Raw genomic sequence first — 22072 nt, 5'->3', positions numbered from 1 at the left:
CCCAGGTGGACCTGTTCCGCGCCACCCCCGTCGCCCAGCCGCTGGCCGCGCGTCTGCGCGCCACCAGCCTGGACGAGTACGTCGGCCAGGAGCACGTATTGGGGGCCGGCAAGCCGCTGCGCGAGGCGCTAGAGCAGGGCGCGCTGCACTCGATGATCTTCTGGGGCCCGCCCGGCGTCGGCAAGACCACATTGGCCAGGTTGCTGGCGCAGGTCTCCGATGCCCACTTCGAGACGATTTCCGCCGTGCTGTCCGGCGTCAAGGAGATTCGCCAGGCGGTCGAGGTGGCCAAGCAGCAGGCCGCCCAGTACGGCCGCCGCACCATCCTCTTCGTCGACGAGGTGCACCGTTTCAACAAGAGCCAGCAGGACGCCTTCCTGCCCTATGTCGAAGACGGCACCCTGATCTTCATCGGCGCCACCACCGAGAATCCCTCGTTCGAGCTGAACAACGCGCTGCTCTCGCGGGCCCGCGTCTATGTGCTGAAGAGCCTGGACGAGGCCGCCCTGCGCAAGCTGGTGGCGCGCGCCCTGGGCGAGGACAGGGGCCTGGGCACGCGTGGGCTCAGTCTGCCCGAGGAGAGCTTCCAGATTCTCCTGGCCGCCGCCGATGGCGATGGCCGGCGCCTGCTCAACCTGCTGGAGAACGCCGCCGACCTGGCCGAGGACGGCGACGAGATCGGCCCCGAGCTTTTACACAACCTGCTGGGCGACAGCCGGCGGCGCTTCGACAAGGGCGGCGAGGCCTTCTACGACCAGATTTCCGCGCTGCACAAGTCGGTGCGCGGCTCCAACCCCGACGCCGCGCTGTACTGGTACGCGCGGATGATCGACGGCGGCTGCGATCCGCTGTACCTGGCCCGGCGCGTGGTGCGCATGGCCAGCGAGGACATCGGCAACGCCGACCCGCGCGCCCTGACCCTGTGCCTCAACGCCTGGGACGTGCAGGAGCGCCTCGGCAGTCCCGAGGGCGAGCTGGCCGTGGCCCAGGCCGTGGTCTACCTGGCCTGCGCGCCGAAGAGCAACGCGGTGTACATGGGCTTCAAGGCGGCCCTGCGCGACGCCGCCGAGCACGGCTCGCTGGAGGTGCCGCTGCACCTGCGCAACGCGCCGACCAAACTGATGAAGGAGCTGGGCTACGGCGAGGAATACCGCTATGCCCACGACGAGCCGGAGGCCTATGCCGCCGGTGAAGACTATTTCCCCGAGGAGCTTGCGCCGCGGCGCTACTACGACCCGGTGCCGCGCGGCCTGGAGCTGAAGATCCGCGAGAAGCTGCAGCGCCTGGCCGAGCTGGACCGGCAGAGCCCGCGGAGGCGGCGGCCATGATCAAGGTGGTGCTGGCCGTGGCGGCCGGAGGCGCCGCAGGCTCGGTGCTGCGTTTTCTCACCAGTGCCTGGGTGGTGGCGCACTGGCCGCGTCACTACTACCTGGCGACCCTGGCGGTGAACCTGGTCGGTTGTTTCCTCATCGGCGCGCTGTCGGCGTTCTTCCTGACCCGTACCGACCTGCCCCTGGCCCTGCGCACCGGGCTGCTGGCGGGTGTGCTGGGCGGCCTGACCACTTTTTCCAGCTTCAGCCTGGAAGTGTTGCGCCTGCTTGAGCATGGTCAGCCCGGCACCGCCCTGGCCCTGCTGCTCGGCAGCGTCGCCGGTGGCCTGCTGGCCGCCTGGCTGGGCATGACGCTGGTGCGTTGATGGCAAAAGGGCTCGGCTTGGCGCCTTGAAGCCCGTAAACTGCGCCACATTCACGACCGACCGCCGATCGGCGTTCATTTGCTTGTTGGGACCTACACCATGCTCGATTCCAAACTCGTTCGCAGCCAGCTCGCGGAAGTCGCGCAGCGCCTCGCCACCCGTGGTTTTCAGCTGGATGTCGCGCGCTTCGAAGCCCTCGAAGCCCAGCGCAAGGCGGTGCAGACCCGCACCGAGCAGCTGCAGGCCGAGCGCAACGCGCGCTCCAAGTCCATCGGCCAGGCCAAGGCGCGCGGCGAGGACATCGCCCCGCTGCTGGCTGAGGTCGACAAGATGGGCAGCGACCTGGAAGAGGGCAAGCGCGAGCTTGACGCCATCCAGACCGAGCTGGACGCCCTGCTGCTGAACATTCCCAACCTGCCGCATGAGTCCGTGCCGCTGGGCGAGGACGAGGAGGCCAATGTCGAGGTATCGCGCTGGGGCACTCCGCGCAGCTTCGACTTCGAGATCAAGGACCATGTCGCCCTCGGCGAGCAGCACGGCTGGCTGGACTTCGAGACCGCCGCCAAGCTCTCCGGCGCCCGCTTCGCCCTGCTGCGCGGCCCCATCGCCCGCCTGCATCGCGCCCTGGCCCAGTTCATGATCAACCTGCACACCGGCGAGCACGGTTACGAGGAGGCCTACACCCCCTATCTGGTGCAGGCCCCGGCCCTGCAGGGCACCGGCCAGCTGCCCAAGTTCGAGGAAGACCTGTTCAAGATCACCCGCGAGGGCGAGGCCGACTTCTACCTGATCCCGACCGCCGAGGTGTCGCTGACCAACATAGTCGCCGGCGAGATCCTCGACGCCAAGCAGCTGCCGTTGAAGTTCGTCGCCCACACCCCGTGCTTCCGCAGCGAGGCCGGCGCCTCCGGGCGCGACACTCGCGGCATGATCCGTCAGCACCAGTTCGACAAGGTCGAGATGGTGCAGATCGTCGAGCCGGGCAAGTCCTTCGAGGCCCTGGAAGGCATGACCGCCAACGCCGAGCGGGTGCTGCAGCTGCTCGAGCTGCCGTACCGCAAGCTGGCCCTGTGCACCGGCGACATGGGTTTCAGCGCGGTGAAGACCTACGACCTGGAGGTCTGGGTGCCGAGCCAGGACAAGTACCGCGAGATTTCCTCCTGCTCCAACTGCGGCGACTTCCAGGCGCGCCGCATGCAGGCGCGCTACCGCAATCCGGAGACCGGCAAGCCGGAGCTGGTGCACACCCTCAACGGCTCCGGCCTGGCGGTGGGCCGCACCCTGGTGGCGGTGCTGGAGAACTACCAGCAGGCCGACGGCAGCATCCGTGTGCCGGACGTGCTCAAGCCCTATATGGGCGGAGTCGAAGTCATCTAAAACAGCGGCAAGCGGCAAGCTTCAAGCTGCAAGTACAAAGCAGCTCTCTTGCCGCTTGAAGCTTGCTGCTTGAGGCTGCATTCATGGATTTCCTTCCGCTGTTTCACAAGCTTCAGGGTCGCCCGGTGCTGGTCGTCGGCGGTGGCGAGGTGGCGCTGCGCAAGGCGCGCCTGCTGAGCGATGCCGGCGCCAGCCTGCGCGTGGTGGCGCCGCAGATTCGCGGCGAGCTGCGCGAGCTGGCCGGCGCGCAAGGGGTATTCCTGCGCGGCTACGAGTCGGCGGACCTGCAGGGCGTGGCCCTGGTGATCGCCGCCACCGACGACGAGCCGCTCAATGCGCGCATCTCGGCCGAGGCCCAGGCGCTGGGCGTGCCGGTCAACGTGGTGGACGCGCCGGCCCTGTGCAGCGTGATCTTCCCGGCCATAGTCGATCGCTCGCCGCTGATAGTGGCGGTGACCAGCGGTGGCGACGCGCCGGTGCTGGCGCGGCTGATCCGCGCCAAGATCGAGACCTGGATTCCCGCCACCTACGGGCAGTTGGCGGGGCTGGCCAAGCGCTTCCGCGAGCGGGTCAAGCAGCTGTTCCCCGACGTGCAGCAGCGCCGGGTGTTCTGGGAGGACGTGTTCCAGGGGCAGATCGCCGAGAGCGTGTTCGCCGGCAAGCTGAGCGAGGGCGAGCGCCTGCTCGAGGCCAAGGTCGCCGGCGCCGCGCCGCGCGCCCTGGGTGAGGTGTACCTGGTCGGTGCCGGCCCGGGCGATCCCGACCTGCTGACCTTCCGCGCCCTGCGCCTGATGCAGCAGGCCGACGTGGTGCTCTACGACCGCCTGGTGGCGCCGGCCATCATCGAGCTGTGCCGGCGTGACGCCGAACGCATCTATGTCGGCAAGCGCCGTTCCGAGCACGCGGTGCCGCAGGAGGAGATCAACCAGCTGCTAGTGGACCTGGCCAAGCAGGGCAAGCGTGTGCTGCGCCTGAAGGGCGGCGACCCCTTCATCTTCGGTCGCGGCGGCGAGGAGATCGAGCAACTGGCCGCCGAGGGCATCCAGTTCCAGGTGGTGCCGGGCATCACCGCGGCTTCCGGTTGCGCGGCCTATGCCGGCATTCCGCTGACCCACCGCGAGCACGCGCAGTCGGTGCGCTTCGTCACCGGCCACCTCAAGGACGGCAGCACCGACCTGCCCTGGGCCGAGCTGGTGGCGCCGGGGCAGACCCTGGTGTTCTACATGGGCCTGGTTGGCCTGCCGAGCATCTGCCAGGAGCTGATCGCCCACGGTCGCGCCGCCGACACCCCGGCGGCCCTGGTGCAGCAGGGCACCACGCAGAACCAGCGGGTGTTCACCGGCACCCTGGCCAATCTGCCGCAGCTGGTGGCCGAGCACGAAGTGCACGCGCCGACCCTGGTGATAGTCGGCGAGGTAGTGAAGTTGCGCGACAAGCTGGCCTGGTTCGATCGGTAGGCTGGGTAGCGCGAAGCAAAACCCAGCGGACCCTTACCAGAGCTGGGTTTCGGTGCTGCGCACCTCTACCCAGCCTACGATTGGTAAGAGCGGCCTAGCCAGTATGGCGTGCCTGCCAGAGCGCCTCGGCGCGGCAGAAGGCCGCTTCGCGGGGCTCGCCCAGGCCGCGCAGGGCCAGGGCCAGGGTGCTGAGCACGGCCAGGCGGCCGTAGCTGTCCTCCACTTCGCCATTCCAGAAATCCAGCAGCCATTGCGGCTCCAGGCTCTGCGGCTTGACGTGGCGCTGGGCGGAGAGGGCGGGCCATTCCTCGTCCCAGTTGCTGCCGCCTTCGGTGCCGTAAAGGTGGCAGGCGCCGTCCGGGTTGACCTCGATCTCGCCGCCTTCGCCCTTGATCACTATGGCGTGGTCGCCGAGCAACTGGCTGGCCTCGCGGTGCACCGCCTGGTAACCGGGGTGGAAGATGCTCTGCAGGCCGACCCGGGCGCCCAGCGGGTTGAGGATGCGCGCCAGGGAATGGATGGGCGAGCGCAGGCCCAGGGTGTTGCGCAGGTCGATCATCCGTTGCAGCTGCGGCGCCCAGGCGCCCAGCGGGATAAAGGCCAGATGGCGGCTATCCAGCGCTGCGCTCACTTGCTCCCAGCTGCCGCACAGGGGAATCTCCAGGGTTTGCAGCAGCTGCTCGCTGTACAGGCGCCCGGCGGTGTGGGCGCCGCCACCGTGGATCAGCACGCGCACGCCGCCGGCCGCCAGTGCCTTGATCGCCAGCAGGAACCAGGGAAGGTGGCGCTTCTTGCCGGCGTAGGTCGGCCAGTCGATATCCACGGCGATGCGCGGCGCCTGCAGGCGGGCGCGGATGGCCTCGGTGAAGCCGGCCAGCTCCTCGGCGCTCTCCTCCTTGTGCCGTAGCAGCATGAGGAAGGCGCCGAGCTGGGTGTCCTCGACCCGGCCGTCGAGCAGCATGCCCATGGCCTCGCGTGCCTCCTCACGGCTCATGCTGCGCGCGCCGCGCTTGCCCTTGCCGAGAATGCGGACGAACTGGGCGAAGGGGTGTTCGGCTGGGGCGACGAGGTTCATGGCTGGATGTTCACAGGCAATTGGTGGGTTTGGGCAGGCCGGCCAGCTTGGCGGCCAGCTTGGCGGGCGTACCCTTGAACAGGCGGTTGAGGTGCAGACTGTTGCCCTTCTCCGGGCCCAGCTTGAGGGCCACGTACTTGATCAGCGGGCGGGTGGCCGGCGACAGCTGGAACTCGGCATAGAAGCCGCGCAACAGGTCGAGAATTTCCCAGTGCTCGCTGGACAGCTGCAGTTCCTCGCGCGCGGCCAGGGCCTCGGCGGTGGCCGGCGACCAGTCGGCCAGCTCGACCAGGTAGCCGTCCTTGTCCAGGGCGATCTCGCGCCCCTCGACCTGCAGTGTGCTCATAGCCAGCTGTTGACCTTGGCGTAGCGGCCGCACAGTTCGACGAAGGCCGGGTAGTCGATGGCCTGGGCGCGGGCCGGCGCGCTCAGGGCGCGGGCCCGCAGGTCTTCGTCCAGGGCGTAGAGGGCGACGCCATCCGGCATCAGCTCCAGGGCCTGCAGCTGGGCGCTGCCGGGTTGCAGAGCGTAGACGGCGTCGCCGCTCAGCAGCAGGCCGTCCTGCGGGCCGAGCAGGCGCAGGCAGCTGCTCAGGCGGCTGTCGCTGAAGGGGGAGTGGGAGAGCAGGTGCAGCGTGGCCATCAGATCGTCACCACCAGGTCGAAACGTTCGAGAAGCGGGCCGAGGGCGCTGTCGTCCAGTGCCTCGGCCGCCACCGCCAGCGGCGTGTTGGTCAGGCCGCGCTCGGCCAGGCTGCGGCTGGCGACGAACAGCTGTTCCACGCCGAACAGCGGCAGCGCCTGCAGATTGGCGCCCAGGTCCTTCTGCTGCAGGGCATCGGCGCGCTGGCCGGCGACCAGCTGGAACACGCCGTCGTCGAGAAACAGCATGGCCAGCGGCAGATCGAAGGCGCCGCCGGCCAGGGCGATGTCCAGCGCCTCGCGGGCGCCGGGGCCGGCCCAGGGTGCCTGGCGGCTGATGATCAGCATCGACTTGCTCATCAGTGGCCTCCGAAGCAGACCAGGCGGTCGGCCATCTGCGCCGCCTCGTGCAACTGGCCGAGGCCGGACAGCTCCCAGGGCCCCTCCAGGTTGGCGGCCGGCTTGCCGTAGCGCTGCGCTTCCTCGGCGTTCAGCACGCCGCGGCGCAGGGCGGCGGCGATGCAGACCACGGCATCCAGGCCGTGCTGGCGGACGAAGTCGCGCCATTCGCCGGCGAGGTCGAGTTCGTCCTGCGGGCTCACCGGGTTGGCGGCCGCGCTGTGCACGCCGTCCTGATAGAAGAACAGGCGAATGATCTCGTGGCCGCCGTCCAGCGCCGCCTGGGCGAAGCGCAGGGCGCGGCGCGAGGAGGGCGCATGAGCGGGAGCGAACAGGGCGATGGCGAACTTCATGGGATTCCGAGGGCGTGACGATGCGCCCATGATAAACGCCGAGGCATGAAAAAGCCCGCCGAAGCGGGCTCGTTCGAGGCCGGGTGGATCAGTCGTCGCCGCCCATGATGCCGAAGATCTGCAGCAGGCTGACGAACAGGTTGTAGATCGACACGTACAGGCCGATGGTGGCCATCACGTAGTTGCGCTCGCCGCCGTGGATGATGGCGCTGGTCTCGTAGAGGATGCAGGCCGAGGCGAACAGCACGAAGCCGGCGCTGATGGCCAGTTGCAGGCCGCTGATCTGGAAGAAGAAGCCGACCAGCATGGCGCCGAGCAGGACGAAGCAGCCGGCGGTGATGAAGCCGCCGAGGAAGCTCATGTCCTTGCGGGTGGTCAGCACATAGGCGGACAGGCCGAAGAACACTAGGGCGGTCATGCCCATGGCGCTGGCGATCAGCTCGCCACCGTTGGCCAGGCCCATGTACATATTGAGGATCGGCCCCAGCACATAGCCCATGAAGCCGGTCAGGGCGAAGGTGCTGAGCAGGCCCCAGCCGCTGTTGCGCAGCTTGGCGGTGAGGAAGAACAGGCCGTAGAAACCGACCAGGGTGATGATGAAGCCGGGATGCGGCAGGCTCAGCTGAGCACTGACGAAGGCACAGAGCGCGCTGAACACCAGGGTCATGGCCAGCAGGCCGTAGGTGTTGCGCAGGACCTTACTGGTTTCCAGCTGGTCCGCCTGCGCATGGGCGAGTGCATAGTCTTGTTCGTGCATGGCATCCCTCCTGAGGGTATAAATCCGTGGTCAGGCCGATCATAACAGAGCGTTCCCAACTGCCAACGTCCAGTGTTTGACAGTGTGTTGCGTTCCGGTAGTATGGCGGCCCGCAAATGCGGAGGTGTGGCCGAGTGGTTTAAGGCAGCGGTCTTGAAAACCGCCGATGGGCAACTATCCGTGAGTTCGAATCTCACCGCCTCCGCCATCTTCTCCCCTCGATCCGCCAAGCACGGCTTTCTGGCGCTTGCTTTCCGGCGGTTTTGCGCCAAGCTAGGTTCGTATCGGGGCTGTAATGGCGCAGCGAGGTGTGGCTTGATTAAGGTGCTGGTGGTCGACGACCACGATCTGGTGCGAACGGGCATCACCCGCATGCTGGCCGATATCGACGGGCTGCAGGTGATAGGCCAGGCCGACTCCGGTGAGCAGGCGCTGAAGAAGGTGCGCGAGCTGAAGCCGGACGTGGTCCTGATGGACGTCAAGATGCCCGGCATCGGCGGCCTCGAAGCCACCCGCAAGCTGCTGCGCAGCCATCCCGATCTGAAGGTCGTCGCGGTCACCGCCTGCGATGACGATCTCTTCCCCACCCGTCTGCTGCAGGCCGGCGCCGCCGGTTACCTGACCAAGGGTGCCGCCCTGGAGGAGATGGTCCAGGCCATCCGCATGGCCTTCGCCGGCCAGCGTTACCTCAGCCCGCAGATCGCCCAGCAGCTGGCGCTCAAGTCCTTCCAGCCGAACAGCGGCGGCTCGCCCTTCGACCTGTTGTCCGAACGCGAGATCCAGATCGCCCTGATGATCGCCAACTGCCAGAAGGTGCAGGCCATCTCCGACAAGCTGTGCCTGTCGCCGAAGACGGTCAACACCTACCGCTACCGCATCTACGAGAAGCTCTCGATCACCAGCGACGTGGAGCTGGCCCTGCTGGCCGTGCGCCACGGCATGGTCGACGCGGTAGGCTGAGAGCCTTAGGCAAGCCTGCAAAGAGGACGTAAACTGCGTCCTCTTGCTTTTTCGGCCTCGCGATTCCGATGACTTCCGCTCCCTTCGACCCCAGCGCCTTCCTCGCCACCTGCAGCGGCCGGCCGGGCGTGTACCGGATGTTCGACGAGGCGGGCAAGCTGCTCTACGTCGGCAAGGCGTCGAACCTGAAGAAGCGCCTGGCCAGCTACTTCCGCCAGACCGGCCTGGCGCCCAAGACCGCCGCCCTGGTGGCGCGCATCGCGCAGGTCGAGACCACCATAGTCGCCAACGAGACCGAGGCGCTGCTGCTGGAGCAGACGCTGATCAAGGAGTGGCGGCCGCCGTACAACATCCTGCTGCGCGACGACAAGTCCTACCCCTATGTGCTGCTGTCCGACGGCGACTATCCGCGCCTGGGCATCCATCGTGGGGCGAAGAAGGCCAAGGGCCGCTACTTCGGCCCCTATCCCAGCGCCGGGGCCATTCGCGAGAGCCTCAACCTGTTGCAGAAGACCTTCATGGTGCGCCAGTGCGAGGACAGCTACTTCAGGAACCGCACGCGGCCCTGCCTGCAGTACCAGATCAAGCGCTGCAAGGCGCCCTGCGTCGGCCTGGTCGAGCCGGACGAGTACGCCGAGGACGTGCGTCACTCGGTGATGTTTCTCGAGGGGCGCAGCAATGCCCTGGCCGATGAGCTGTCCGCCTCCATGGAGCAGGCGGCGGCGAGCCTGGAGTTCGAGCGCGCCGCCGAGCTGCGCGACCAGATCGCCGTGCTGCGCCGGGTGCAGGACCAGCAGAGCATGGAGGGCGGCAGCGGCGATGTGGACGTGGTGGCGGCCATGGTCAACCCGGGTGGCGCCTGCGTGCACCTGATCAGCGTGCGCGGCGGGCGGGTGCTGGGCAGCAAGAACTTCTTTCCCCAGGTCGGCATCGAGGAGGAGGGTGGCGCCGTGCTCGCGGCCTTCCTCGCCCAGTACTACCTGTCCAGCCACGAGCGCGACCTGCCGGGCGAGCTGATCGTCAACGCCATGCACGAGGACTTCCCGGTCCTGGTCGCCGCCATCGCCGAGCTGCGCGGCCGCGAGATCGGCATCAGCCACCGGGTGCGCGGCACCCGTGCGCGCTGGCAGCAGCTGGCGGTGACCAACGCCGAGCAGGCCCTGGCCGCGCGCCTGGCCAACCGCCAGCATGTGGCCGCGCGCTTCGAGGCGCTGGCCGAGGCGCTCGATCTGGGCGAGCCGCCGCAGCGCCTGGAGTGCTACGACATCAGCCATTCCAGCGGCGAGGCGACGGTCGCCTCCTGCGTGGTGTTCGGCCCCGAGGGGCCGCTGAAGTCCGATTACCGGCGTTTCAATATCGAGGGCGTCACCGCCGGCGACGACTATGCGGCCATGCACCAGGCCCTGACCCGGCGCTTCAGCAAGCTCAAGGAGGGCGAGGGCAAGCTGCCGGACATTCTCCTGGTCGACGGCGGCAAGGGGCAGATGGCGATGGCGCGCGAGGTGCTGCAGGAACTGGCGGTGCCCGAGTTGATCCTGCTCGGCGTGGCCAAGGGCGTGACCCGCAAGCCGGGGCTGGAGACCCTCTATCTCAACGACGCCGAGCACGAGTTCATCCTGCCGGGCGACTCGCCGGCCCTGCACCTGATCCAGCAGATCCGCGACGAGGCGCACCGCTTCGCCATCACCGGCCACCGCGAGCGCCGCGGCAAGGCGCGGCGCACCTCCAGCCTGGAGGAAGTGGCCGGCGTCGGACCCAAGCGCCGGCGCGAGCTGCTCAAGCACTTCGGCGGCCTGCAGGAGCTCAACCGCGCCAGCGTCGAGGAGATCGCCAAGGCGCCGGGCATCAGCAAAAAGCTCGCCGAGTCGATTTATGCCGCCCTGCACAGCGAGTAGAATGCGTTTTCATCTCGCTGGTCAGTGGTCCCGATGAACATCCCCAACCTGCTCACCGTACTGCGCGTCGCCCTGATTCCGGTCTTCATCCTGTTCTTCTATCTGCCTTTTTCCTGGAGCTACTGGGCGGCCAGTGCGGTATTCGCGCTGGCGGCGGTGACCGACTGGTTCGACGGCTATCTGGCGCGACTCTGGGAGCAGAGCACCCCCTTCGGTGCCTTCCTCGATCCGGTGGCGGACAAACTGATGGTGGCCGTGGCCCTGGTCCTGCTGGTCGAGGAGCACGCCAACCTGTGGCTGACCCTGCCGGCGGTGATCATCATCGGTCGCGAGATAGTGGTGTCGGCCCTGCGCGAGTGGATGGCCGAGTTGGGCGCGCGGGCGCAGGTGGCGGTGTCGCAACTGGGCAAGTGGAAGACTGCCGCGCAGATGGTGGCGCTGATCATGCTGCTGGCCAACCCGCCGCAACTGACCCTGTGGGTCGGGCTCGGCTACCTGCTGCTGATAGTCGCCGCCGGGCTCACCCTGTGGTCCATGCTGCAGTACCTTATGGCCGCCTGGCCGCACCTCAGCACCGGCAGCGGAAAGAAATAAAGTATTTTTGAATCAAGGGGTTGACGGCGCGTCGCGAATCGATAGAATGGCGCCCGTCACCACGACGCGGGAATAGCTCAGTTGGTAGAGCACGACCTTGCCAAGGTCGGGGTCGCGAGTTCGAGTCTCGTTTCCCGCTCCAGTTTGTTGACGTTGACGCCGCGGTAAGCGGCGTCTTCGTTTGAGGCCGGGTGGCAGAGTGGTCATGCAGCGGATTGCAAATCCGTGTACGCCGGTTCGATTCCGACCTCGGCCTCCACTATAGGAAAGCCCCGTAGATCATTGATCTACGGGGCTTTTTCTTTATAAGCCGATGTGGCTTGTCGGCACCCCAGGGGCTGTATATAGTCCAGCCCTCGCTTCACAGCGCTACCGCCCGAATGGCGAAATCGGTAGACGCAGGAGACTTAAAATCTCTCGCCAGCAATGGCGTGCCGGTTCGAGTCCGGCTTCGGGCACCATCTTGTTGTACCCCTCTCGCTCGTCTCGGGCGGCGCTCCCCTCGGTCGTTTGCCCCTATCGCTTGAATGGCAATCGGCATGTCTGCATGCTCTCGCCTCGGACGCCATTTCGGTGTCTCCGACCGAGGAGAAGACGATGACGCTACCTCTGTGGTGCCTGTTCATCAGCGCCGTGCTGATCTTCCTGGCCAAGGCCCCGGTGGCCAAGGCGATGGCCGAGGAGGGTGGCGGGCACTACGACAATCATCATCCGCGTGCCCAGCAGGCGCGCCTGACGGGCTTCGGTGCGCGGGCCCTGGCGGCGCATCAGAATAGTTTCGAGGCTTTTCCGTTATTCGCCGCCGGCGTGCTGGTGGCTCACGTGACCCAGAGCCACGGTGTGTTGGTGGATGGGTTGGCGCTGTCGTTCGTGATCGCCCGCGTGCTCTACCTGATTCTGTATTGGGCCGATCTGGCCTGGCAGCGCAGCCTGGTGTGGGTGGTGGGGCTGCTCAGCAGCCTGCTGCTGATGCTCAGCCCGGCGCTGGCCTGAAATGCAGAAGTCCCGCATCTGCAGTAATGCTGTCCACTTAGCGATATCGCGCTCGGCCGAGCTTTGATTGAGTCGGCGCCGCGGCTGTTGTTCTCCCTCTCCCTATGGGAGGGGGCCGGGGTGAGGGCCGGGCGCGAATAGACGATAGTCCCTCACCCCCAGCCCCTCTCCCGGCGGGAGAGGGGAGCGCTCTCAAGACACCGCGACATCCAGGTCATGGTATTGGGCAGTGTCCCTCGCTGCGGGCCCAAGCCAGAAAAACGCCGCGACTCTGTAAAGAAATCGCGGCGTTTTCTTAATTGAACAGCATACGCATCTGTGGGCCTCTGTTGTCACTGACCGTCGAGGGCGTCCCTGGCCTCGTCGCCGGCTTCCTCGATGGTGTCGGCCGCATCCTCGGCGGCCTGCTCCAGCTTCTCGCCCGCGCTGGGCTCCCTGTCCAGTGCCTCGTCGGCTTTCTGTTCTAGGGCTTCCCCGGTGTCCTTGGCGGCCTCGCCGAGGGACTCCATGGCTTCGGAGACGTTCTCCTTGGCCGACTCCATCTTGTCTTCGGGCTTCTTCTCGCAGGCGCTCAGGGCCAGCATGGCGGCCAGCAGGCTGGCGTAGGTAAAGGTCTTGCTCATGGTCGCTCTCCATTGGCGGCGGCACTATCCTCGATCCCGACATGAGAGGGCGGTGCTCCGGCCAAAGTTCCGCCGCATTCGGCCAAGCCTGCGCCACACTTCATCCTGGCGACGACAGCGAGCGGGTATGATGCGCGCCTTTTTCATAACGTCGCCCGGGAATGCAGTCATGAGCGATAACCCTGTTCTAGAGCGTGCCCAGCGCTTTCTGGCGGCCCTGCGCCATTGCCAGGTGCTGGGCCTGAGCGTGCACCGTGTCGGGCCCGAGGGGTTGACCCTGCACCTGCCCTACAGCACCCAGATCATCGGCAACCCCGAGACCGGGGTGATTCACGGTGGCGCCATCACCACCCTGATGGACACCACCTGCGGCATCTCCACCGTCTGCGTGCTGCCGGAGTTCGAGATCTGTCCGACCCTCGACCTGCGCATCGACTACATGCGCCCGGCCGCGCCGCACAAGGACGTCTATGGCTTCGCCGAGTGCTACCGGGTGACCGAGAACATCATCTTCACCCGCGGCTATGCCTATCAGGACGACCCGGCCGAGCCCATCGCCCACGCGGTCGGCGCCTTCATGCGCATGGGCAAGGCCGCCCAGGGCGACAAGGAACTCAAGCGCACTATCCAGGGAGGTGCCTGATGGCCGCTCTGAACCTCAACACCCTGGTACGCGAGGCCCACGAGAAGAACGACTACGATGCGCTGATCAGCCTGATTCCCTACGCCAGGCTGATCGGCATCGAGTGCCTGCGCCTGGGCGACGACATGGTGTTCCGCCTGCCGGCGAACAAGGACAACATCGGCAACCCGATACTGCCGGCGCTGCACGGCGGGGTGATCGCCGGTTTCATGGAGCACGCCGCGATGCTCCATCTGCTGATGTTCATGGGCATCCCACATTTGCCGAAAATCATCGACTTCTCGATAGATTACCTGCGCGCCGGTCATTATCGTGACACCTACGTCCAGTGCCAGGTCTGGCGCCAGGGCCGACGGGTGGCCAACGTCGCCATCACGGCCTGGCAGACCAGCCAGAGCGAACCCATCGCCACGGCCCGGGCGCACTTCAAGGTCGACGAGCCCTGATTCGGGCACCCACAACAAGGAACACCCAATGGATGCCCTGCTGATACTCGGCGGCTTGCTGCTGATCCTGGCCGGCCTGGTCTGGCTGGTGATGCTGGCCTTTTCCACCAGCCTGCTGTGGGGCTGGGGCAGTCTGCTTCCGCCGGTCACCCTGGCATACCTGGTGCGTCACTGGCGCACCGCGCGCAAGGCGGTGATGCTCCTGGGGTTGGGCTGCATTCCCCTGGTGATCGGCCTGGTGCTGCTGGCCAATCACGACGCGGCGCGCCTGGAGGCCATCCTCAGTCTGCGCTGGCTGCAGCAGCCGGCGGGGGCGCCGGCCGAGCTGCAGATCGACTTGCGCGGCGAGCTCAACGGCCAGTCGTTCGCCCCGCAGTATGGCGAGCTGATCGACGGCGTGCTGACCCTGCGCGAAGGCGAGGACTTCTTCGCCAGGCGCGAAGTGAAGATTCGCCTGCCCGAGGCGCAGAAGGCGCCGCTGCGCCTGGACGTGCTGCCGGACGATTCGGGCCCGTTGCCCGAGGTGGAGATCAGTTGGCTGCTGCCCGAGCAGGACCTGCCCGAGGCGCGTCATCTGAGCAAGGGCTACACCCTGCATCTGGACCTGCAGGCCCTGCCGCCGAACAAGCTGCAGGGCGAATTCCACCTGGTGCTGCCGCCCGCGTTCCGCACCAGCCTGAGCGGTAGCGTTGAGCTGTTCAGCGACCGCCTGCGCTACAAGGACGGACGCCTGGACACTCACTTCGACTCACCCGAGACCCTGGCCAGGGTGATCGAGGACTATCTGCAGAGGCGTTTCGCCACGCGCCTGGTGCAGCTGGGGGCGCTGCCCGAGTTGAGTTTCCCGGCCACGCAGCTGCCGTTGGCGCTGGACGCACGCATCGATGGCGAGGCTAGGCAGCTCGAACTGCTGATGGAGAAGGGCGCGGGCGGCTGGCGGGTCAGCGGCGATCACTACCCGCCGCTGGAGGAGGCGCGCCCTGCGGAGCCCCAGGCCAGTGTCGAGGCGCCGCAAACTGCGGAGCCGCGTCCGGCGCTGGATCGTCGCAAGCGTTTCTCCCTGGCGCGCCTGCAGCGCAATCCGCAGCAGTATCGCAACCTGAGCATGCGCCTGAGCAAGGCCGGCGGCGGTACGGTGGAGGGGCGCTTCGTCGGCCTGGATGCCGATGGCAGCGTGCGCCTCAATCAGCAACTCGGCAGCGGCGGCGGCCAGGCCAGCTTCAGCTTCCGCCCCGAGGAGATCGGCAGGCTCGAACTGCTCGACCCCTGATTTCGGCAAGGCCTTGAAATCCATCGGGAAGTCCCCATCTGCAGGACAACCGCCGCAATCGCGGCCTTCTGTCCTGCATGTGGAGTTCGACGACCATGAGTGTGGAAACTCAAAAAGAGACCCTGGGCTTCCAGACCGAGGTGAAGCAGCTGCTGCACCTGATGATCCATTCGCTGTATTCCAATAAGGAAATCTTCCTTCGCGAGCTGATTTCCAACGCCTCCGATGCGGCCGACAAGCTGCGTTTCGAGGCCCTGGCCAAGCCCGAGCTGCTCGAAGGCGGCGCCGAGTTGAAAATCCGCCTGAGCTTCGACAAGGATGCCAAGACCGTCACCCTCGAAGACAACGGCATCGGCATGAGCCGCGAGGAAGTGATCGCCCACCTCGGCACCATCGCCAAGTCCGGCACCGCCGACTTCCTGAAGAACCTCTCCGGCGACCAGAAGAAGGACTCGCACCTGATCGGTCAGTTCGGCGTGGGCTTCTACTCGGCCTTTATCGTCGCCGACAAGGTCGACGTCTTCACTCGCCGGGCCGGCGTGGCCGCCAGCGAAGGCGTGCACTGGTCGAGCAGGGGCGAGGGCGAGTTCGAGGTCGCCACCATCGACAAGGCCGAGCGCGGCACCCGCATCGTCCTGCACCTGAAGAGCGGCGAAGAGGAATTCGCCGATGGCTGGCGCCTGCGCAACATCGTCAAGAAGTACTCCGACCATATCGCCCTGCCGATCGAGCTGCCGAAGGAACATTACGGCGAGGAGAAGGACAAGCCGGCCGAGCCGGAGTGGGAGACCGTCAACCGCGCCAGCGCGCTGTGGACCCGTCCGCGCACCGAGATCAAGGACGAGGAGTATCAGGAGTTCTACAAGCACGTCGGTCACGACTTCGAGAACCCGCTGTCCTGGAGCCACAACAAGGTCGAAGGCAAGCTGGAATACACCTCGCTGCTCTACGTGCCGGGCCGCGCGCCGTTCGACCTGTACCACCGCGAAGCGCCCAAGGGCCTCAAGCTCTACGTGCAGCGCGTATTCATCATGGATCAGGCCGACCAGTTCCTGCCGCTGTACCTGCGCTTCATCAAGGGCGTGGTCGACTCCAACGACCTGTCGCTGAACGTCTCGCGCGAAATCCTGCAGTCCGGCCCGGTGATCGACTCGATGAAGTCGGCGCTGACCAAGCGCGTGCTGGACATGCTGGAGAAGCTGGCCAAGGACAAGCCCGAGGAATACAAGACCTTCTGGAAGGCCTTCGGCCAGGTGCTCAAGGAAGGCCCGGCGGAGGACTTCGCCAACAAGGAGAAGATCGCCGGGCTGCTGCGCTTCGCCTCCACCCATGAAGCGTCCGGCGAGCAGAGCGTGGCCCTGGCCGACTATCTCGGCCGCCTCAAGGAAGGCCAGGACAAGATCTACTTCCTCACCGGCGAGACCCATGCCCAGATCAAGAACAGCCCGCACCTGGAAGTCTTCCGCAAGAAGGGCATCGAGGTGCTGCTGCTGACCGACCGCATCGACGAGTGGCTGATGAGCTACCTGACCGAGTTCGACGGCAAGCAGTTCGTCGATGTGGCGCGCGGCGACCTGGACCTGGGCAAGCTGGACTCGGAAGAGGACAAGAAGGCCCAGGAAGAAGTGGCCAAGGCCAAGGAAGGGCTGGTCGAGCGCCTCAAGGGCGCGCTGGGCGAGCAGGTCAAGGAAGTGCGGGTGTCGCATCGCCTGACCGATTCGCCGGCGATCCTCGCCATCGGCGAGCAGGATCTGGGCCTGCAGATGCGCCAGATCCTCGAGGCCAGCGGGCAGAAGGTGCCGGAGTCCAAGCCGATCTTCGAGATCAACCCGCAGCACCCGCTGATCGAGAAGCTGGACGCCGAGCCGGACGAGGATCGCTTCGCCGACCTGTCGCACATCCTCTTCGACCAGGCCGCCCTGGCCGCCGGCGACAGCCTGAAGGACCCGGCCGCCTATGTGCAGCGTCTGAACAAGCTGCTGGTCGAGCTGTCGGCCTGATCGCTAGACTCTGTTCGTTCCAGGAAACGCCGTGCCTGCTCTGCCAGGCACGGCGTTTTTCGTGACAGCGTTTACCAAGTGTGAATTAGCACTGGAGCTTGCCAGGCGATGGCTATCTAATGGCCCGGCCCGGATTCGCCAGAGGCTGCGCCGGCCTGCTTTACTTGCCCTAGTCCCTTTACCGGTCCGTCGCCCCGCATGTCGTATTTGACCCAGTTATTCCTTCTCGATGCCGATCCCAGCCTGTTGCTGCTTGGCAGCTACAACCCCTGGCTGGTGCTGCTCTCGGTGTTGGTCGCCGCCTTCACCTCGGCCATGGCCCTGCAGGTGGCCGGCATGGCCCGGGTCAGCCAGAGCCTGGCGACTCGCCAGGTGGCCATAGTCACCGGCTCCCTGTCACTCGGCGGCGGGGTCTGGGCCATGCACTTCATCGGTATGCTGGCCTTCGAGCTATGCGCCAAGGTGACTTACGCCCCCGGCCTGACCCTGCTCTCCATGCTGCCCAGCCTGGGCGCCTCCTGGGTCGCCCTGCAGCTGCTGGCCCAGAACCGGGTGACGGCGCCGCAGCTGATCAGCAGCGGCGTGCTGGTGGGAGCCGGCATCGGTGCCATGCACTACAGCGGCATGGCGGCCATGCAGATGGCGCCGTTGCTGCGCTACGACCCCTGGTGGTTCGCCCTGTCGATCCTGGTGGCGGTGGCGCTGGCGATGCTCGCCCTGTGGGTACGTTTCGGCCTGCGCGGGCGTGACCTGGGCGTCTGGACGGTGGCGCTCGGCGGCCTGGTCATGGGCCTGGCCATCAGCGGCATGCACTACACCGGCATGGCCGCGGCGCGCTTCGTCGGCGTGCCCGAAGCGGATGCCGGCAACGAGTCGAGCCTGTACCTGGCCCTGGCGGTGGCGCTGATCACCGTCTCCCTGGCCATCTTCGTCGCCGCCGCCAACGGCCTGCTGCGCTATCGCCAGTTGGTGAGCAAGCTGCAGAGCAACGCCCTGCGCTTGAGCACCACGCTGAACACCACGGTGGATGGCATCATCACCATCGACGAGTGCGGCGTGATACAGGACGTCAATCCCTCGGTGGAGCAACTGTTCGGCTGGAGCGCCGAGGAGCTGGTCGGGCGGAATATCAGCATGTTGATGCCCGAGCCCTACCGCTCGCAGCACGACGACTACCTTGCCAACTACCGCAGCACCGGCCAGGCGCGCATCATCGGCGTCGGCCGCGAGGTCGAGGGGCGGCGCAAGGATGGCAGCGTATTGCCGATCCGCCTGGCCATTGGCAAGGCCGAGCTGCCAGGGCAGACGCTCTACGTCGGCTTCATCAGCGACATCAGCGAGCGCAAGGCGATGGAGAAGGCCCTGCGCGAGCGCGAGCAGCAGTACCGCTCGCTGATCGGCAACATCCCCGGAGTGGCCTTCCGCTGCCTGCTGGACGAGAAGTGGAGCATGCTGTTCATCAGCGACGCGGTGGAGAAGCTCTCCGGCTGGCCGGCTCGCGACTTTCTCGAGGGGCGCCGCTATTTCACCGAGCTGATTCATGCCGACGACCAGGCGCGGATCGACGCCCTGGTGCGCGAGGCCGTTTCAGCGGGGCAGGGCTATCAGGTCGAGTATCGCCTGCGGCGGCGCGACGGCAAGGAAGTCTGGGTGTGGGAGGGCGGCGGTGCGGTAGCCGATGAGCAGGGCGTGCCGCACTGGATCGACGGCGTGCTGCTGGACATCACCGAGAGCAAGCTGCGCAACGCCGAGTTCGAGAGCACCGTGACCGCCATCGGCCGCGCCCTGGCGATGGTCGAGTTCGACCTGCTGGGCTATGTGCTCACCGCCAACCAGAACTACCTCGACCTGATGGGCTACAGCCTGGAGGAGATCCGCGGCCAGCACCACAGCATGTTCTGCGCGCCGGCCTATGCCGAGAGCGAAGCCTACGCCCAGTTCTGGGCGCGCCTGGCCCACGGCGAGCTGGACAGCGGCGAATACCCGCTCATCGCCAAGGGCGGGCGCGAGGTGTGGATCCAGGCCTCCTACAATCCGATCTTCGATGCCGACGGCAAACCGTTCAAGGTGATCAAGTTCGCCACCGACCTGAGCCAGCGGCGCGAGATGGAGAAGGCCCTGCGCGAGGCCAAGGAGCGTGCCGAGCAGGCCGCCGAGGTCAAGACCACCTTCCTCGCCAACATGAGTCACGAGATCCGTACGCCGATGAATGCCATCATCGGCTTCACCGAACTGCTGCTCGGTACCCGCCTGGACGAAACCCAGCGACGTCATCTGAGCACGGTGCGCCAGGCCGCACGCTCGCTGCTCGGCCTGCTCAACGACATACTCGATACCGCCAAGCTGGAGCGTGGCGCCCTGCAGCTGGAGTGCGTCGATTTCTCCCTGCGCGCGCTGTGCGAGCAGGTCTGCGCCTCCCTGCGCCTGAGCGCCGAGGCCAAGGGGCTGTCCCTGAGCCTGGACTACCAGGCCGATCTGCCCGAGCACTTCAAGGGCGATCCGCTGCGCATCCAGCAGGTGCTGACCAACCTGCTGGGCAACGCGGTGAAATTCACCGAGAACGGCTGGGTACGCCTGGAGGTGCGTGGCGTGCCGGGCCAGGTGGAGCTGACCGTGCGCGACAGCGGCATCGGCATACCCGCTGATCGTCTGGCGCACATCTTCGCCCCCTTTGCCCAGGCCGACGCCTCGATGAGCCGACGCTTCGGCGGCACCGGCCTGGGCACCACCATCGCCCGCCAGCTGACCGAGCTGATGGACGGACACATCAGCGTGGAGAGCCGCGTGGGCGAAGGCAGCCTGTTCCGCGTCGAGCTGCCGTTGCAGGTCGGCGAGGCCGCCAGCACCACGCTGCTCGGCTCTGGGCCGCAGCTGCCGCCGCTGCGCATCCTGGTGGCCGACGATGTGCCGCAGAACCTCGAACTGCTCAGCCTGACCCTGGGCCAGCTGGGCCACGAGGTGGTCCTGGCCAAGGACGGCGAGGAGGCGCTGAATGCCTATTTCGGCGGGTCTTTCGACATGCTGCTGATGGATGTGCAGATGCCGCGCCTGGACGGCCTGGAGGCCACTCGGCGGATTCGCCGGCACGAGGTGCTCGAAGGGGTGCCGCCGACGCCGATCATCGCTCTGACTGCCAGCGTGCTGGAGCAGGATCGGCGCGCCGCCCGCGATGCCGGCATGGACGGCTTCGCCTCCAAGCCGCTGGAGATCGACAAGCTGTTGGCCGAGATGGCCAAGGTGCTGGGTCTGGCGCCGCAGGTGCGGGCCCTGTCCGACATGGCGCAGGAGGTGGCCATGGAGGCGCCCGTGGACTGGGTGCGCGGCATCCAGTTGTGGGGCAGTCAGGCACACATGGTCGCCAGCATCCAGCGCTTCCTCGGCGAGCATGCCGGCAGCTGCGCCGAAGTCGCGCGCCTGCTGCAGGAGGGCGAGCAGGCGGCCGCCATCGAACTGGTGCACCGTCTGCGCGGCGCTTCGGCCAATCTGGCGCTGCTGCGCGTCAGTCGCCTGGCCGGGCAGCTGGAACACGCCCTCAAGGGCAAGGTGGCGGCGTCGGTCCAGGAACTGCTGGCCGACCTGGCCGTGGCCCTGAGCGAGGTCACGAGCGAGCTGCCGGAGTCGCCGCAGGCGCAGGGTGCGGATACCGGCACGGCGCTGGAGCCGGGTGAGCTGTCCTTACTGATAGTGCGGGCGCGTGCCGCACTGCAACGCGGCGAACTGGCCGAGCAGATTCTGCAGCGGCTGCTGACCGGCTTGCCGACGGGCCGTGCCGAGCGTCTGCAGGGCGCCCTGGACGACTTCGATTTTGAGCGCGCCGACGCGCTGCTGGACGAGCTGTTCGGCTGGCTGCAAGCGCAATCCGGAGATACGCCGCGATGACCGACAACCGCCCCGAGTTGCTGCTGGTGGACGACGAGCCGACCAACCTGCAGGTGCTGCGCCAGATACTGCAGGACGACTACCGTCTGCTGTTCGCCAAGGATGGCGAGAAGGCCCTGGAACTGGCCGTGCGCGAGGTGCCGGCGCTGATCCTGCTGGACGTGATGATGCCGGGCATGACCGGCCATGAGGTGTGCGCCCGGCTCAAGGCCGAGCCCGCGACTTCGGCCATTCCGGTGATCTTCGTGACCGCCCTGGCGGACGTGGAGGACGAGGCCAAGGGCTTCGAGGTCGGCGCGGTGGACTACATCACCAAGCCGGTCAGCCCGCCCATAGTGCGCGCGCGGGTGCGCACCCACCTGTCGCTGGTGCGGGTCGACGAGCTCAAGCAGACCCGCCTGCAGATAGTCCAGCGTCTCGGCATGGCCTCGGAATTCAAGGACAACGAGACCGGTCTGCACGTGATCCGCATGAGCCACTACACCCATGTCCTGGCCAAGGCAGCGGGCTTCAGCGAGCAGGAGGCGGACGACCTGCTCAATGCCGCGCCCATGCACGATGTGGGCAAGATCGGCATTCCCGACGCCATACTGCAGAAGAACGGCAAGCTGAACGAGGCCGAGTGGGCGGTGATGCGCCAGCACGCGCAGATCGGTGCCGAGATCATCGGCGAGCACCCACCCGGGCTGCTGCAGGTGGCCCGGACCATCGCCCTGACCCACCACGAGAAGTGGGACGGCAGCGGCTATCCCAACGGCCTCAAGGGCGAGGAGATTCCCCTGGTGGGGCGCATAGTCGCCATCGCCGACGTGTTCGACGCGCTGACCAGCGTGCGTCCCTACAAGCCGGCCTGGCCGGTGGAGGAGGCGGTCGAATTCCTGCGCCGCGAGAGCGGCCGCCACTTCGATCCCGCGCTGGTGGAACTGTTCCTCGGCCAGATGCCGGCGATTCTCGAGATCAAGGCGCGCTGGGCGGAGGCCGAGTAGGGCAGAATGTCCGCCTCTTGCCCGCGGA

Annotated in this window: 21 protein-coding genes and 4 tRNA genes; 18 read left to right on the top strand and 7 right to left on the bottom strand. The window is 66.8% G+C overall.

The window, feature by feature from the left end; genetic code table 11:
* Window positions 1-5: 5 nt before the first annotated feature.
* The 4 genes from AAFN46_RS06265 (at window position 6) to cysG (ending at window position 4530) form a co-directional block, all read left to right on the top strand.
* Window positions 6-1328: a replication-associated recombination protein A gene (locus AAFN46_RS06265; protein ID WP_347807829.1), complete on the top strand. Its 1323-nt coding sequence runs from the start codon at window positions 6-8 to the stop codon at window positions 1326-1328.
* Entirely contained in the window at window positions 1325-1696 is a 372-nt protein-coding gene (gene crcB, locus AAFN46_RS06260) for a fluoride efflux transporter CrcB (protein WP_347807828.1), read from the top strand. The genes AAFN46_RS06265 and crcB overlap by 4 nt, the downstream gene beginning before the upstream one ends.
* Window positions 1697-1795: 99 nt before the next feature.
* Entirely contained in the window at window positions 1796-3073 is a 1278-nt protein-coding gene (gene serS, locus AAFN46_RS06255; protein ID WP_347807827.1) for a serine--tRNA ligase, read from the top strand.
* An 83-nt stretch (window positions 3074-3156) separates the two neighbouring features.
* The gene (gene cysG, locus AAFN46_RS06250; protein WP_347807826.1) at window positions 3157-4530 is read left to right on the top strand and encodes a siroheme synthase CysG; all 1374 of its coding nucleotides are present in this window, start codon (window positions 3157-3159) and stop codon (window positions 4528-4530) included.
* A 94-nt stretch (window positions 4531-4624) separates the two neighbouring features.
* Here the strand turns inward: cysG and AAFN46_RS06245 are convergent, their stop codons facing one another.
* The 6 genes from AAFN46_RS06245 to AAFN46_RS06220 all read right to left on the bottom strand — a co-directional run bounded on the left by AAFN46_RS06245 (window position 4625) and on the right by AAFN46_RS06220 (window position 7755).
* Window positions 4625-5605: a glycosyl transferase family protein gene (locus tag AAFN46_RS06245; RefSeq protein WP_347807825.1), complete on the bottom strand. Its 981-nt coding sequence runs from the start codon at window positions 5603-5605 to the stop codon at window positions 4625-4627.
* Between the two features lie 10 nt (window positions 5606-5615).
* A complete protein-coding gene (locus AAFN46_RS06240) occupies window positions 5616-5951 on the bottom strand; it encodes a TusE/DsrC/DsvC family sulfur relay protein (protein ID WP_347807824.1) in 336 nt (111 codons plus the stop codon).
* A complete protein-coding gene (gene tusB / locus AAFN46_RS06235) occupies window positions 5948-6247 on the bottom strand; it encodes a sulfurtransferase complex subunit TusB (protein ID WP_347807823.1) in 300 nt (99 codons plus the stop codon). Before tusB ends, AAFN46_RS06240 begins: the two co-directional genes overlap by 4 nt.
* Window positions 6247-6606, bottom strand: coding sequence for a sulfurtransferase complex subunit TusC (gene tusC, locus AAFN46_RS06230; RefSeq protein WP_347807822.1), 360 nt, complete (start codon window positions 6604-6606; stop codon window positions 6247-6249). The genes tusB and tusC overlap by 1 nt, the downstream gene beginning before the upstream one ends.
* On the bottom strand, window positions 6606-6998 hold the full coding sequence (gene tusD, locus AAFN46_RS06225; RefSeq protein ID WP_347807821.1) for a sulfurtransferase complex subunit TusD: 393 nt from the start codon (window positions 6996-6998) through the stop codon (window positions 6606-6608). Before tusD ends, tusC begins: the two co-directional genes overlap by 1 nt.
* Window positions 6999-7086: 88 nt before the next feature.
* A complete protein-coding gene (locus AAFN46_RS06220; protein WP_347807820.1) occupies window positions 7087-7755 on the bottom strand; it encodes a Bax inhibitor-1/YccA family protein in 669 nt (222 codons plus the stop codon).
* Between the two features lie 120 nt (window positions 7756-7875).
* Here AAFN46_RS06220 and AAFN46_RS06215 point away from each other — a divergent pair.
* From AAFN46_RS06215 to AAFN46_RS06180, 8 genes are all read left to right on the top strand, one after another.
* Window positions 7876-7963 (top strand) — tRNA-Ser (locus AAFN46_RS06215).
* 107 nt (window positions 7964-8070) lie between these two features.
* Complete coding sequence (gene uvrY, locus AAFN46_RS06210; protein WP_347807819.1) at window positions 8071-8715, top strand: UvrY/SirA/GacA family response regulator transcription factor; 645 nt, start codon at window positions 8071-8073, stop codon at window positions 8713-8715.
* A 68-nt stretch (window positions 8716-8783) separates the two neighbouring features.
* Window positions 8784-10610, top strand: coding sequence for an excinuclease ABC subunit UvrC (gene uvrC / locus AAFN46_RS06205; protein WP_347807818.1), 1827 nt, complete (start codon window positions 8784-8786; stop codon window positions 10608-10610).
* A 33-nt stretch (window positions 10611-10643) separates the two neighbouring features.
* Window positions 10644-11204 carry a CDP-diacylglycerol--glycerol-3-phosphate 3-phosphatidyltransferase gene (gene pgsA, locus AAFN46_RS06200; protein WP_347807817.1) on the top strand — a complete coding sequence of 187 codons (561 nt, stop codon included), beginning with the start codon at window positions 10644-10646 and terminating at the stop codon, window positions 11202-11204.
* A 66-nt stretch (window positions 11205-11270) separates the two neighbouring features.
* Window positions 11271-11346: transfer RNA gene (locus tag AAFN46_RS06195), tRNA-Gly, on the top strand.
* 43 nt (window positions 11347-11389) lie between these two features.
* Window positions 11390-11463 (top strand) — tRNA-Cys (locus AAFN46_RS06190).
* Between the two features lie 115 nt (window positions 11464-11578).
* A tRNA-Leu gene (locus AAFN46_RS06185) sits at window positions 11579-11665 on the top strand.
* 136 nt (window positions 11666-11801) lie between these two features.
* Window positions 11802-12197: an MAPEG family protein gene (locus AAFN46_RS06180; RefSeq protein WP_347807816.1), complete on the top strand. Its 396-nt coding sequence runs from the start codon at window positions 11802-11804 to the stop codon at window positions 12195-12197.
* A gap of 332 nt (window positions 12198-12529) precedes the next feature.
* Here AAFN46_RS06180 and AAFN46_RS06175 read toward each other — a convergent pair whose 3' ends face one another.
* Window positions 12530-12820, bottom strand: coding sequence for a hypothetical protein (locus tag AAFN46_RS06175; protein ID WP_347807815.1), 291 nt, complete (start codon window positions 12818-12820; stop codon window positions 12530-12532).
* A 169-nt stretch (window positions 12821-12989) separates the two neighbouring features.
* Between AAFN46_RS06175 and AAFN46_RS06170 the strand changes: the two genes are divergently transcribed.
* The 6 genes from AAFN46_RS06170 (at window position 12990) to AAFN46_RS06145 (ending at window position 22044) form a co-directional block, all read left to right on the top strand.
* The gene (locus AAFN46_RS06170) at window positions 12990-13463 is read left to right on the top strand and encodes a PaaI family thioesterase (protein WP_347807814.1); all 474 of its coding nucleotides are present in this window, start codon (window positions 12990-12992) and stop codon (window positions 13461-13463) included.
* Window positions 13463-13909, top strand: coding sequence for a PaaI family thioesterase (locus AAFN46_RS06165; RefSeq protein WP_347807813.1), 447 nt, complete (start codon window positions 13463-13465; stop codon window positions 13907-13909). Before AAFN46_RS06170 ends, AAFN46_RS06165 begins: the two co-directional genes overlap by 1 nt.
* 28 nt (window positions 13910-13937) lie before the next feature.
* Complete coding sequence (locus AAFN46_RS06160; RefSeq protein ID WP_347807812.1) at window positions 13938-15179, top strand: MFS transporter; 1242 nt, start codon at window positions 13938-13940, stop codon at window positions 15177-15179.
* A 95-nt stretch (window positions 15180-15274) separates the two neighbouring features.
* Window positions 15275-17179 carry a molecular chaperone HtpG gene (gene htpG / locus AAFN46_RS06155; RefSeq protein WP_347807811.1) on the top strand — a complete coding sequence of 635 codons (1905 nt, stop codon included), beginning with the start codon at window positions 15275-15277 and terminating at the stop codon, window positions 17177-17179.
* A 198-nt stretch (window positions 17180-17377) separates the two neighbouring features.
* Window positions 17378-21058, top strand: a complete 3681-nt coding sequence (locus tag AAFN46_RS06150; RefSeq protein WP_347807810.1) for a PAS domain S-box protein — start codon at window positions 17378-17380, stop codon at window positions 21056-21058.
* Entirely contained in the window at window positions 21055-22044 is a 990-nt protein-coding gene (locus tag AAFN46_RS06145) for a two-component system response regulator (RefSeq protein WP_347807809.1), read from the top strand. The genes AAFN46_RS06150 and AAFN46_RS06145 overlap by 4 nt, the downstream gene beginning before the upstream one ends.
* Window positions 22045-22072: the final 28 nt, after the last annotated feature.

Origin of the sequence: Pseudomonas sp. CAU 1711, from assembly GCF_039888625.1 — a bacterium.
GTDB lineage: Bacteria > Pseudomonadota > Gammaproteobacteria > Pseudomonadales > Pseudomonadaceae > Aquipseudomonas.
This window is presented reverse-complemented; position numbering and strand designations above follow the sequence as displayed.